Source organism: Paenibacillus sp. Paensp38, assembly GCF_059491915.1.
The window spans coordinates 4,303,334-4,317,432 of record NZ_CP168516.1 but is presented as its reverse complement, the minus strand read 5'-3'; the positions used below and the strand labels follow the sequence as shown (position 1 = coordinate 4,317,432).

Sequence of the window (14,099 nt, the reverse complement as noted above, 5' to 3'; positions counted from 1 at the left end):
GGGAGTGGGCTAGATGGCGATTGAAAGATCACAGGTAGAAGACATTATAAAAGCCGTTGGTGGCAAAGACAACATAGAGGCCTCTACGCATTGCGTAACTCGTCTGCGATTTGCCCTTTATGATGATAAGCTGGTAGATAAAGATGCACTGGAACAAAATGATTTGGTCAAAGGCCAATTTTCTTCACAAGGACAGTATCAGGTCGTGATTGGTCCAGGCCTGGTGGATAAGGTATATAACGAAATGATCTCCATTACAGGAGGTAGTCGGGCTTCTAAAGACGATGTCAAAAATGCAGCAAGCAAAAAACAAAATCCAATTCAGCGTGCCATCAAGACGCTGGCAGATATTTTTATCCCCATCTTGCCCGCAATCGTGACTGCAGGTTTATTACTTGGAATAAATAATATTTTGACAGGCAAGGGGATTTTCTTCGAAGGTATGGCTCTGGTTCAGGTCTATCCTCAATGGACTGACTTTGCTGCTATCATTAACACCATTGCCAGCACCGCTTTTACATTCCTACCTGCCTTAATTGGATGGTCAGCCGTTGTCCGGTTTGGCGGCAGTCCTTTACTCGGGATTGTACTGGGTCTGATTCTGGTTCACCCAGATCTATTAAGTGCATACGGTTATGCGGATGCCGTTACCAAAGGAACCGTTCCGGTTTGGAATTTGTTTGGGTGGGAAGTGAACAAGATTGGTTATCAAGGACAGGTTTTACCTGTTTTAGTATCCGCTTACGTACTTGCACAAATTGAAAAATTTCTAAATAAAAAGATAGCGGATTCATTTAAGCTGTTACTCGTGGCACCGATTACATTATTAATAACGGGATTTCTGGCTTTTACAGTGATCGGTCCGGTTACTTTTATGATTGGTAATGCTATTACGTCTGGTCTTGTATACGTTTTCGATTGGGCTCCTGCGGTGGGAGGCTTGATCTATGGAGGCTTGTACTCCTTGCTCGTGATTACGGGAATGCACCATACTTTCCTGGCGGTGGATGTGCAATTAATTGGTACGCAGGGTGGGACGTTCCTCTGGCCGATGCTGGCGCTGTCCAATATCGCTCAGGGGGCCGGAGCATTGGCCATGATGCTGGTATTGAAGGAGCAAAAGGGAAAAGGGTTGGCTCTTACCTCTTCTGTGTCTGCTTTTCTGGGTGTAACCGAGCCTGCCATATTCGGGGTGAATATCCGATATAAATATCCGTTCGTATTTGGAATGATCGGTTCGGGTATCGCAGGTATACTGCTTACCGTAAATCATGTGATGGCTTCTTCCATTGGTGTGGGAGGGATTCCAGGCTTCTTGTCTATTTTCCCAAACAACTGGGGTGTATTCTTCATTGGGATGGCGATCGTATTGATTGTACCGTTCACTTTAACCTTTATGTATGGAAAACTGCTAAATAAGCGCCGTCAGACTCCAGCTACACCAGCTAACGACTCCGTACGGAAAGATTCGGGCCGTCAAAATTCTGCACTGGATGTGCTTGAAGTAAAGACTCCGGTACTGGGACGTGTTGTGCCATTGGAGCAGGTTCCTGATCCGGCTTTTGCCGAACGGCAGATGGGACACGGTATCGCAGTGGAACCGAAGGATGGCAAGATTCTTGCCCCTTTCAGCGGAAAAGTTATTCATATCATGATGAAAAGCAAGCATGCCTTGATTTTGGAGCATCCGACAGGTGTACAGATTCTGGTACATGTGGGGATCAATACGGTGTCACTGAAGGGTGAGGGATTCACTATACATGTGGAGACAGATCAAACTGTGAAGCAAGGACAACTATTGATGGAATTTGACCGTGATCTGATTCAGAAATCCGGATATCCCATCATTACACCTGTCATTGTCCCGGATGGCCAAAGTATGATTAAATCGGTTGAGGAACTGCCAGGTGAGGCAGACGATTTGCAGTATACCTTAATGAGAATTCATTTGAATTCTTCATCAGGTCATAGGAATTAATTCAGTTTCAATTCGCACAGTCTATTATAGTGAACAGGGAAGTGAAAGAATGCTACAATGAACGTGGTGATGAAAATTGACAAAGAATATATTTTTGCAAATTTATCAGGATTATTCGGGACAGATTCAGACAGGCGAATTGGCTCCAGGTACGAAAATGCCATCTGAAAATGAACTGGCCCGGGAGTATAACACTTCTCGCGAAACCGTACGTAAGGCACTCCATTTGCTTGCACAAAATGGGTATATCCATAAAATAAAAGCTAAAGGATCTTTTGTTCTGGATATGGGACGGATGGATTTTCCTATAGGAGGTCTGGTCAGTTTTAAGGAAATGTCCGAACGGATTGGGCGTACATCACGAACCATTGTACATGAAAATCAACTACTTCCAGTTCCAGATGACATAGCCAATCATCTTGAGATTGACAAAGACAAATATTTGGTCTGGAAAGTCGTTCGTGCACGTGAAATTGAAGGTGAATGCGTCATATTGGACAAAGATTACTTTCGATCAGACATTGTATCTGTGCTTACTGAGGAAATTAGTCGTGGATCCATCTACGAATATTTGGAGGGAGAGCTCCATCTTCAAATCAGTTATGCCAAAAAAGTCGTTTCCGTAGAAAATGCAGACGAAGAAGATCATAGGCTGATGGACCTTCAGAACTACACTCATGTGGTCGTAGTACGTAACTATGTTTATCTGGAGGACACCACGTTGTTCCAGTATACCGAGTCAAGGCATCGGCTGGACAAATTCCAATTTGTCGACTTTGCCAGACGTTCCCACGGTGGAGACAAGAGAGCAGATTTTCTAAAATAACGATCAATAATATAGTTAAGAAACCCCGTCTTTTAAGACGAGGGTTTCTTTTTTACCTTGGATGCAACTGCTGAGCAGCTTCTATACTGGCATTTGAGGGATTTGAATTTGCGTTTTATCCAAAAGCTATTTATAGAATGTTAAAAGGTTATATACTATTTAAAATACAATTCCATGATCAATGCAATGGGAAGGAGGTGTATGTTATTTATGTATAGAGTGGCTATCTGCGATGATGAGCACAAGCAGAGAGAGCTTGTTAAAAATATGCTGATTACTTTGTCGATAAAGACCAGTATAGAATTTAAAGTTGAATTATTCGACTCCGGAGAACAGCTGGTATCTCATTATCAAAACCATGAGTCTCCATTCCATATCTTAATATTGGATGTTGAAATGAATGGCATGAACGGAATTCAAACCGCCCAAAAAATAAGAAGTTTAAATCACCTGGATGAACAGATTGTTTTTTTAACGAGCTACCCTGAATATATGGTGGAAAGTTTTGACGTAGTCACATTTCAGTATTTAATAAAACCGATTGCTCCCCATATCTTTGAGGAAAAAATGATAAAGCTGTGTCAATATTTTCAATCTCTCGATAAAAAATTCGTTATCATCAAGTCAGCTTATGAGGAAGTGCTTTTAAAATATGACGATATCATTAGTATTGAAGTGGTCAAAAGCTTAACCATAAAAAACAAACTGCATTTTGTAACCTCTACTCAAACCTATGATAGCAAAGGGATTCTTTCGGACTATGCTTCAGCATTAAAAGAACATAATTTTCTACAAATTCATCGTTCGATTATTATAAACTTAATTCATGTGAAAAAATTTGCTGGCGGTGATGTTTTGATGTCAAATGATGTGAAGTTACCTATTGGGCGTTCTAAAATAAAAGAAGTTAAAGATCTATATACCAAATTTATGATCATGAAGATGCATTAATATGATGGAATATAACTCCCTGTTTCTTAATCTTTGCGTTGTCCTTGTTATGTGCTTCCAAGTGAATTTTTACTTTAACTCGGTTTTTGATAAGTCCAATCGAAAGCCGAACAGATTCGTGTACTTCATTATTTTTGGGTTGCTGGATTCCCTATATTTAAGTGTTTATTTGGCTCCTACGATATCTTCGATTTTAGCATTACTTGTCATATTTAGTTTAGCGCAATCGTATACAGTGGAAATAAAGACAAAGATCATCTTTTCTATCCTTTATGCTGTATTGATAACCATCGTTAATTTTATATCTCTTTATATTTTATATGCTGTAGGCTCTGTTAAAATTAGCAACTTTATCCATTTGAGTGAACAAGATCACTTGATATTCTCTAAGGTTATGTTACTCAGCTGCATTATCATGTTTGCTGTCATTCAGATTATACGGTTATTTGCCAAACGAAGAACCTTCCCTTTGCAGCATCGTTACTATATTTTATTTTTAATCGTTCCCATCATAAGTTTATACCAGGTCAATGTTTTATCTGTTTATAGTGAAAAGAATATGTATTATTTTGGTTCTATTATTGGCTTTATTTCCTTAAATGTTTTTATCATATATATTTTTGATAATGTCATTGAAAAATTTCAATTAATGCATGAAAATGCTCAATTACAAGATCAGATGGACTACCAAGATGCCAATTATGAAAAAACGGTTCACAGCTTCAAAAATATAAAAAGAATCATTCATGATACACACCAACAGTTTTTGTATATTGAAGAATGTATCAAGAGAAATGAATTGGCTGAGGCGAGTGAACATATTAAGGTTACCTTAAATAAAATCGAAGGAGCATATCAAAGGGTTAATACCGGTAATCTGGTTATAGATGCTCTTGTCACGAATAGTCTTAATATTGGGCAAGCCAATGGCATAAAGATAGATACCCAACTTAACTTATATTCACAGAAAGTAAATATTGAACGTTATGATTTATGTGTAGTTCTAGGGAATATGCTGGATAATGCCATAGAAGCATCTAAAAAGGTCAAGATTGCTGATGACAGGTACATTCTTATTAAAATACATTCCAATGAGTCCGCGCTTTTCATTCACATCCTTAATCATGTGGAGAATGAAGTGGCTCATTTGCATAGTCAAAAATCAAACCCAGATGTTCATGGCATTGGCTTAACCAATATATCTAGAATATGTGACAAATATGGTGGGAATATGACCATTGAAACGAAAAATAAAGTATTCAATAATATGGTTTTATTGCCATTTTATAAGGACATTCCTTAGACATCATGTTGTTTAGGGATTGTTTTTTTCGTTTAAGGGTGTTTTTTTATATAGAATCCTCGTTCATTGTATGATCAGGTCAGTCATAAAATCTGGTGAAGTTATAAGAGGAGGAAATATGGAATGAAGAAAATAATAGCTGTGTTCGTTTCTGCTATGCTTTTTGTACTGCCGATGACGAATACTTTTGCTCAAGGCACTGTTGAACCTATCAAGGAAAAGGCTCGCAGTCTGGCCTCGGAGCTGGTATCCAAATACGGTGTTAGCGGTGTGCAGTATGCCATTATGGATCATGGAAACATCGTATTATCGGATAGCGTGGGTGTAAAGAATAAAGCAACCAAAGAGCCGATCACCAAAGATACGATGTTCGGTATAGGCTCTACAAGCAAAATGTATGTATCTGCTGCAACGATGATGCTGGTGGATGCCCATAAGGTAGATATTGATCAGCCATTAACAACATACATTAAGGACTTTAAAATGTCTGATGAAAGATACAAACAAATTACACCGCGTATGCTGTTAAATCATTCGTCAGGTCTTTATGGTGCTCACTATAAAAATAGTATGTTATTTAATAACAATGATACAGAAAATCATGATGAGCTCTTGCTAAGGTTGCAATCAGAAACTTTAAAATCAAACCCTGGCGAATATTCCGTATATACCAATGATGGATTTCAATTGCTTGAAATATTAGTTGAGCGGGTGAGCGGTCTAAGTTACACCGATTTCCTGGCAAAGCATATGAGTACCCCTTTAGGTTTGAAATCTACCAAAACACCTCTCGATCAATTTGATAGACAAAAGCTGTCCAAAACTTATTTTCCTGCGATTGAGGGGGCCTTACCGGTTGAAAATGCCAATGTCATTGGGACAGGGGGCTTATACTCCACCGCAGAAGAGGTGGCTATGTTTTCAGAAGTGTTAACGGGGAACAGACCCGATATTCTATCTGCCCAATCGGCGAAGTCCATGCAAAGTCATGAATATCGAAAAGGAATATGGGTACCTGAAGAGACAAACAGCTTTAATTATGGACTTGGTTGGGATGCGGTTCAGTTGGCACCGTTTAGTGATTACGGAATAACTGCGTTATCCAAGGGTGGGGATACTGTTTTGTATCACTCTACTTTGATCACCATACCAGAGCATCATATTTCTATGGCTGTGCTTTCATCTGGAGGGTCTTCCATCTTAGATAGTATTTTTGCTTCTAACATTTTATTGGAACTTTTAAAAGATAAGGGCATCATTAAAGACATCATACCTGAGAAAACATTTGAGCCTCCTGTAAAAGTGGAAATGCCATCTGATTTACTTTCTTATTCGGGATTATACGGTTCTGTGGGTACAACCATCAATGTAGAGATTAAAAACGGTGAGTTTGATTTACCTGCTTTCTTGGATGGATTCGTCCCGGCGCAAAAATATGTGTATACAGGCAATGGACAATTCAAAAGCAGTGATGGCAGTGTAGCCATAAGCTTTGACAAACAAAAAAACGGGAAAACGTATATTAAGGCTAACCTATATTTAGACTTTCCGGGATTAGGTCAAATGGTTATGGTGACTTATGAATATCAAAAGCTAGATGCCAATCCTGTAAATCCCACAGTTAAAAAGGCATGGGAAAACAGAAACGGGGAAAATTATTATGCTTTGGATGAAAAGATATCTTCCATATTTTATCTGGCTCCCTCATTTATAACGAAAAAAATATCCGTTGATCATAATGGATACGCAAGTGGAACTAAAATTGTGGATGAGAATAAAGCAGTAAATGCCGTTGAGATTCCTGTTATGAGTGGAAGAGATGCATTTGATCTGAATTTTTATACCAAGGATGGTTCGGAGTATTTAACCATAGATGGACAATCCTATATCAGTGAAGATGCTGTTAAACCTATCTTGGGAGGAAAATCAGTGTATACCATACCATCTAATGGCCAAGCCACATGGTATAAAATAGATAAAAACTCAGCCAATAAAACGATGACCGTTGATTTTCCAACAAGCGGAGGGTTCGCTGTCTATGATGAAAACGGAGCGGTTGTACAATTTTCAACTGCTAGCAATAACAATTCGGTTGTACTGCCCAAAGGTGGCTTGATCGTTTTGGGTGGCAATGCAGGGGATGTATTTAAAATCAATTTGAATTAAGTGTGTAGTCGCTTCTGTAAATTCAGGAGCGACTATTTCATTCAGCAGATGAACCTAAATCCGTAATGGATAATTTTATATCAAAGGTTACGGGTGTTTTGCTGAATTTGTAATCCCAATCATCCTTTACTTTTTTCCACACCTGCGGTTCCTCAATATGCAAATGATCACCAAAACCGGCAACATCGACTTTATATTCTGACTGTAATTTGTGCATAAGAGACTTAATCCTGCTAGTCACTTGTTCTTCAAACTCTTTCTCAGCCTCCTTCATGTTTTGTGTCTCAGTCGGGTCGGCTTTATCATCCCAGTTTTCGATTAAACGTCCTTTGGATTCAATTTTTACGTGAAACGAGATATCGTTACTCTCAGTCACCTTCGTTGTTATTTTGCTTTTTACCGATTTGATTTCGTAAGTTATGGCTTCATTCCGCTTATCATACGTTTTGACAGCTCCGCCCTTAACATCCCCTGTAATCCATCCAATACTCTCCACGTCTTGTTGTCCCAAAGTACCGATCCAGTGACCGGTATCTCCTTTAATAATGCCGGCACCTGAAAATTCTAATTCTCCATCGGATTCAGTGATGTTTTGCAATATATAGCTTTTTTTGGAATGCATCAACCCATCCAATTCAGACAAATTTACTCCCTTCATTACCTTGCTGGTTCTGAAATGGTTACGAAGCATATACAGAATATGAATGGATGGGACTTCTTCTTTATATTTGGTAACTAAAGTACTATCTGCTCGTCCCTTGCTTAAAAAGACCAAACAACTCGGGCGAATATCATTATCACGAAGCACAAAATCCATCAATTGCTGCATCGTCTGTTGTTTTGCCAGTTCGGTGGAAACCACCATGACCTTTAGATGGTGGCCAATAACGGGGCGATCCAAACGGAGAGAGAGTTGGCGGAAGATTTCAAGCAAAGAATCTCCTGTGCCAGTTATGTTGTTATAGTTTGGCTCTTGTCCCCCTCCTCCGCCTTGTTGGTTTGGGCTTCCAGATGATTTTTTGGGGACGATTTGTACGCTGGCCGTAATTTTATTTTTCTTGAAGTAACGGCTGCCTTTCTTCTCCAGATCCTGTTCCAATGGAGTGAGCTCTCCCTTATCCAGAGAAAGTCCTGTATATATGCTAAGTTCCTCTACTTCTTTGCTGCTCCAACAACCGACTTGAGTCACCAGAAGAATAAAGGCAAGCAGTACAGATAGGATAGGTCGTCTACACATTTTGCTTCATTCCCTTCTTCCTGATCATGAACACAATGGAGAGAAATACCGGAATCAAAATAAATAATAGGATTCCCATATATCCGATCGCATCGCCCAGGCTAAACACTTCCATCATACGAACAGGAGTCATTGTGGAGATAAAGATTAGCGGGATTAAACCGAAAACCGCATAACGATATTTAAAACCAAACACCTGTGAAACACCTAAGGATGCATTGAAGAAAAAACTGCAGGAATTACAAAACATTTGCATCATCCAGATCACTAGCAGTGGAAACTCTAGACGTTCAAAAAGAAATCCGGGGATTTCAAAACTGCGCATCAAATTAATGGTAGGCCAAGTACTTGTCACAGTGGAATCTACCGATAGCCCACCGATGACCATAACTACGGTCAAAAAGTACAAAATTAAAGGGATACTGATCCCCACTACCATGGCCTTAAATGCTTTCTCGGGGTGTTGCATAAAAGCGACCAGTGTCATGACGACTTCACATCCACTGAAAACAAGGATAGTTGATTTCAGTCCCTTGATGACGGGTAAAACCCCTTCACTCAATACGGGACGAAGATGATCAATTTCAAAAATCCTTAAGCTAAAGAGAAAACAGAAAAGCAGAAAGAAGAGACTGATCGGAAGTACAATCTGGTACAGTCGCGCGATAGAATTAATGCCTCCAAAAACTAAATAACTCCCTACCCAGATAAATGGAATCACAATCGCCCAGATGGGTGTGCCTTCGAGTAGAAAAAACATGGTCACTTCAGCTAACACACGTATTTCAAAGCCGGCAATGATTATAAAGTATATAATCAATAGCACGCTTAAGATTCCTCCCGGAACAGTGCCTACAATTCTTCTGGAGTATTGGTATATGGTGTTTCCGGGAAACTGTTGACTTAATTTCACCATGACCCAGACGACGAATATGACAATACCTCCACCGATGAGGACAGAAAGCCATGCATCAGGAGTCTGTACTTGTTCAGTTACACCCCTCGGCAGTGTCAAAATCCCTGCGCCCAATACGGTATTGGTCAGGAATACAGCCGCCTGCTTCGTTGTGATCTTGTCATCAGAGCGTCTAAACACAGTAGCTCCTCCTTCGTCTTGGCATCATGGTCTACGCCTTTTTTGCTGCGTTTTCATCATAACAGGTCTTCGTTTCATTAGAGATATAGGAGCTCGGATGTACATATCTTTCAAGTCGCTTAGACGCATCGGGGAAAAGGGAGTCACATATGGGACGCCGAAGCTTTTCAATTTCGTCAGATGGATACAAATCAACAGAAAGAACAATATGGTTCCGAGCATCCCCAGGATTGCTGCAAAGAGCATGCCGACGAAACGCAGTAGGCGCAAGGTAATGCCCGCACTGTATGTCGGTATCGAAAATGAAGAAATGGCAGTTACCGCAACCACAATCACCAGGAAGGGGCTGACGATGCCCGCATTTACAGCAGCGTCGCCGATGACCAAGCCTCCCACAATGCCCATTGCAGGACCAATGGGTTTGGGCAATCGGATGCCGGCTTCCCGCAGGATTTCAATCGAAATTTCCAGAATCATGACTTCAATGACGGAAGGAAAAGGGACGCCTTGACGGGTCTGAATGATGCTAATGACCAGCTTGGTCGGAATCAAACCGGGATGAAATGAAATAAAAGAGATATACAAAGCAGGGCCCATCAGCGCTATGAAAGCTCCAAAAAATCTCAGCAAACGTAAAAGTGAACCTGGAATCCAGCGTTCATAATAATCCTCGGGAGATTGAAGCAGCATACTGAAGGTCACCGGGACAATAAGTGCAAAGGGAGTCCCGTCCAGAAGAATGGCTATTCTTCCTTCCAGTAATGCATTAATGACACGGTCGGGTCGCTCTGTGTTGTGAACCTGCTGGAACGGACTTAAATAATTGTCTTCGATGAGTTGCTCCACATAACCGGATTCAGCCAAAAAATCCATATCTATTTTTGATATTCTGCGGTTTACTTCTTCAAGAAGATCCGGATTCACAATATCCTTGATGTACGCGACAACCAGATCCTTTTTGATTCGGCTTCCCACTTGAAATTTCTTCATTTCCAGACTTTTATTTAAGCCCTGGCGTCGAAGCATCGAAGTATTTTCACTTAATACTTCCGTAAAACCGATTCTGGGACCCCGAAGTAGTGCTTCAGAGGTTGGTTCATTGACGGAGCGAATGGCGCCATTAGGCGAGCCTACCAGTAGTGCTTCCTTCATTCCTTCAATTAATAAGGCAGTATGACCTAAAAGGATGAACTCGTGCAGTTCCTCCATACTGGTAACTTCACTAATTTGCGTAAGTGGCATCAAGCTATCTTTTATAAAAGAGCTACTTATACTTTCCGGCTGTTCCTGTTGGTCCTGCTGGCCCTCAAACATCAAGACCTCCAATACCTGATTGCTCATAAGCTTTTCATCCTGCATGCCTTCTATGAAGACTAATACGGACCGAGCATGAAATTTTTTCAACATAAACTCACGAAAATGCACATCACTATTTCCGCCTATAGACTCTCGGATCGAATTTAAATCGGAATCGTAATTCCCTGTAATTTTAGAGTTTGGTTTATTCTGTTGATCAAGGTGCCCTTCGTTATTTTCATCGGAGAGCGGCCGACCGGAAGAATGTTTGGATTTCGCTCCCTTACTACCGACAAACGAATAAATCGAGGTGTTTATATAATAAATCCCTAAAGGAATAATCAACGCGAGGCCTGCTTGAAAGAGTATACTCCAGCTCGGAATATAAGAAATTATTTTAGACCACAAGATGACCACCTCCAAACGAATCAATTCTAAGATACAAGTTGTCCCTAAAGTATTCCTTATAAAGGTTGTATTTACACATGAACTGGAAAGATTCGTTCGATGACCAGAGCAAATGATCATCAACTACACTATTTTTAAATCTAATCATTACGGCAGATCTCACACGAAACACTTCTGTTGTTGTTATAGAGCTATCTAGCACTGAGAGCCAGTGTAGAGAATGGAGCAAAATCCCTTGAAACGGAATAGGGAAATCCCTAAATATTCTTAATTTTAACTACATTGTGATTCTAGTCACATATAGCTCTATCTGCTGTATTAAAATAGAAGCATAAACAATATTCATTAGAAACGTAGAGATGTCGTCGGATAGGAAGTAGCGTCGAATGAATGGAGGAACCGGTATATGATAAACAGTAAAAAGAAGCTTGTGGTTATAGGGAACGGGATGGCTGGTATCAATACGGTCGAACAAATTTTAAAATTAACAGATAAATATGAAATTACAGTCCTGGGAAGTGAGCCGCATCCGAACTATAACAGGATCATGCTCTCTTATGTGTTGGAAGGTAGTAAAACAATAGATGATATCATACTGAACGATTTGCAATGGTATGCGGATCAAGGGATTACTTTATATACAGGAAAAATGGTTAAAAGTATCGACGGTGAGAACAAGAAGATTCTCACCGAAGACGGACTGGAAATTGATTACGATGTGGCTTTGGTGGCTACTGGTTCACAATCGTTTATTCTGCCTATTCCGGGTAAAGAATTACCGGGAGTTATTGGTTTCCGAGATATCGCCGATTGCTCGGCAATGCTGGAAGCGGCAAAGACCTATAAAAAGGCCGCTGTCATTGGTGGAGGTCTGTTGGGGCTGGAGGCAGCTAAAGGCCTGGTCAATCTGGGGATGGATGTTACGGTCGTTCATTTAATGGAAGATTTGATGGAACGTCAGCTAGACCGGGAAGCCTCTGCGATGCTAAAAGCAGAACTAGAACGCCAAGGAATCAAGTTTGCTATGCAAATGCAAACTTCGGAGGTGTACGGTCAAGATCGCGTACAAGGATTGCGGTTTTCAGACGGAAGCGAGCTGGAAGCGGATTTGGTCGTTATGGCGGTTGGGATCAAGCCTAATATTCAGGTAGCTGTGCAAAGTGGTATGGAAACGAACCGTGGTATTGTAGTCGATGATTTGATGAGAACCTCTGTGCCGGATGTATATGCTGTAGGGGAATGTGTTGAACACCGCGGAATCTGTTATGGTCTGGTAGCTCCGCTGTTTGAGCAGGGAAGTGTCATTGCCAAACATTTGGCAGGCGCGGAAACTGAAGGTTATATGGGATCGGTGGTTTCCACCAAGCTCAAAATTTCAGGGGTGGATGTTTTCTCAGCTGGCGAATTCATAACCCAGCCTGAACATACGGTGATTGTTGCAAAAGATGAGTGGAAGCGGACCTACAAAAAAGTGCTGCTTCGTGAAAATAAGATTGTTGGAACTGTACTGTTTGGCGATGTGAGCGAATCTGCTAGCCTGCAAAAATATGTGCGTCAGCAAACATTGATGACAGATGAAATATATGGACAGCTCATGGGTACTGGATGCAGCAATCACGGGTCGAAAACATCATCCGCTGAAACGATGGCCGATGATGAAATTGTGTGTGGCTGTAACGGTGTAACTAAAAAGGCCATTGTTGATGCAATTAATGACAATGGATTGACTACAGTCGATGAAATTAAGACATGTACCGGAGCAACTCGTTCTTGTGGAGGATGTAAGCCGGTCGTGGAGCAGATTCTACAATATGTTCTTGGAGACAGCTTCAAGACGTCAGCCAAGCAAGGAATATGTAGCTGCACAACATTGAGCCGGGACGAGATTGTGGAAGCGATCAAAACCAAAGGGCTGACAACAACGCGTGAAGTTATGAATGTACTGGGTTGGCATAATGATGAAGGTTGCTCCAAATGCCGGCCGGCGCTGAATTACTATCTGGGAATGATTAACCCGGACACCTATGAAAATGAGGGGGATTCCCGTTTTGTAAATGAGCGATTGCACGCGAACATTCAAAAGGATGGAACGTTTACAGTTGTTCCTAGAATGTACGGCGGTGTAACGACCCCAGAAGATTTGAAGAAGATAGCAGATGTTTCTCTTAAATACAACGTTAAGGTCGTTAAAGTAACAGGAGGACAGCGGCTTGATTTGATCGGTGTCCGTAAAGAGGATCTGCCTAAAGTATGGGAAGAACTCGATATGCCGTCGGGGTATGCCTACGCGAAGTCACTTCGTACGGTTAAAACCTGTGTTGGATCGCAATTTTGCCGGTTTGGCACACAGGACTCGATGGGAATGGGAGAAGTGTTGGAACGGAAATTCGAACGACTGGACTTCCCGGCAAAATTCAAATTAGCGGTTAATGGATGTCCACGCAACTGTGCGGAATCATGTACCAAAGATATCGGAATCGTAGGTAATGATGGGGGCTGGGAGATCTTTATCGGTGGTAATGGCGGTATTAAAGCACGGTTGGCTGATTCACTCTGTAAAGTGAAAACCGACGCCGAGTTGATTGATATTGTAGGTAGCGTAATGCAACTCTACCGCGAAACAGGACAATACCTGGAACGTACTTCGGAGTGGGTGGAACGGATCGGTCTGGAAGAGATTCAGAAAGCAGTCGTTCAGGATACAGCTAATCGCCAAGCTTTAGTAGAACGTATTGAATTTGCACTGCAACAGGTCGAAGACCCTTGGAAAAAGATCATCAATGATGAGGATTCACGCAAGAATTTATTCGAGGTTGTCACCCCGTCTATTGTGTAATT

9 protein-coding genes are annotated in these 14,099 nt (G+C 41.1%); 6 read left to right on the top strand and 3 right to left on the bottom strand.

What is annotated here, in order from left to right; translation table 11 throughout:
• Positions 1-13 precede the first annotated feature (13 nt).
• The 5 genes from treP to ACEN8J_RS19090 all read left to right on the top strand — a co-directional run bounded on the left by treP (position 14) and on the right by ACEN8J_RS19090 (position 7,224).
• The gene (treP, locus tag ACEN8J_RS19110) at positions 14-1,978 is read left to right on the top strand and encodes a PTS system trehalose-specific EIIBC component (RefSeq protein WP_449291937.1); all 1,965 of its coding nucleotides are present in this window, start codon (positions 14-16) and stop codon (positions 1,976-1,978) included.
• Positions 1,979-2,054: 76 nt separating this feature from the next.
• Complete coding sequence (gene treR / locus ACEN8J_RS19105; RefSeq protein ID WP_069010927.1) at positions 2,055-2,804, top strand: trehalose operon repressor; 750 nt, start codon at positions 2,055-2,057, stop codon at positions 2,802-2,804.
• 210 nt (positions 2,805-3,014) lie between these two features.
• Entirely contained in the window at positions 3,015-3,755 is a 741-nt protein-coding gene (locus tag ACEN8J_RS19100; protein ID WP_069291031.1) for a LytR/AlgR family response regulator transcription factor, read from the top strand.
• Position 3,756: 1 nt separating this feature from the next.
• Positions 3,757-5,058: a GHKL domain-containing protein gene (locus ACEN8J_RS19095; RefSeq protein WP_449291938.1), complete on the top strand. Its 1,302-nt coding sequence runs from the start codon at positions 3,757-3,759 to the stop codon at positions 5,056-5,058.
• A 123-nt stretch (positions 5,059-5,181) separates the two neighbouring features.
• Positions 5,182-7,224 (top strand): serine hydrolase domain-containing protein, encoded by a 2,043-nt coding sequence (locus tag ACEN8J_RS19090; protein WP_449291939.1) that lies wholly within the window; start codon positions 5,182-5,184, stop codon positions 7,222-7,224.
• A gap of 37 nt (positions 7,225-7,261) precedes the next feature.
• On the opposite strand, the gene ACEN8J_RS19085 is transcribed toward ACEN8J_RS19090, so the two are convergent.
• Genes ACEN8J_RS19085 through ACEN8J_RS19075 form a run of 3 tightly spaced genes read right to left on the bottom strand, consistent with a single transcriptional unit; the run spans position 7,262 to position 11,261 of the window.
• Positions 7,262-8,461, bottom strand: coding sequence for a Ger(x)C family spore germination protein (locus ACEN8J_RS19085; protein ID WP_340931284.1), 1,200 nt, complete (start codon positions 8,459-8,461; stop codon positions 7,262-7,264).
• Positions 8,454-9,557, bottom strand: a complete 1,104-nt coding sequence (locus ACEN8J_RS19080) for a GerAB/ArcD/ProY family transporter (RefSeq protein WP_069010932.1) — start codon at positions 9,555-9,557, stop codon at positions 8,454-8,456. The genes ACEN8J_RS19085 and ACEN8J_RS19080 overlap by 8 nt, the downstream gene beginning before the upstream one ends.
• A gap of 24 nt (positions 9,558-9,581) precedes the next feature.
• On the bottom strand, positions 9,582-11,261 hold the full coding sequence (locus ACEN8J_RS19075) for a spore germination protein (protein WP_029515882.1): 1,680 nt from the start codon (positions 11,259-11,261) through the stop codon (positions 9,582-9,584).
• A gap of 406 nt (positions 11,262-11,667) precedes the next feature.
• Here ACEN8J_RS19075 and nirB point away from each other — a divergent pair, with 406 nt between their 5' ends.
• On the top strand, positions 11,668-14,097 hold the full coding sequence (gene nirB, locus ACEN8J_RS19070) for a nitrite reductase large subunit NirB (RefSeq protein ID WP_495593856.1): 2,430 nt from the start codon (positions 11,668-11,670) through the stop codon (positions 14,095-14,097).
• The last annotated feature ends 2 nt before the right edge of the window (positions 14,098-14,099 follow it).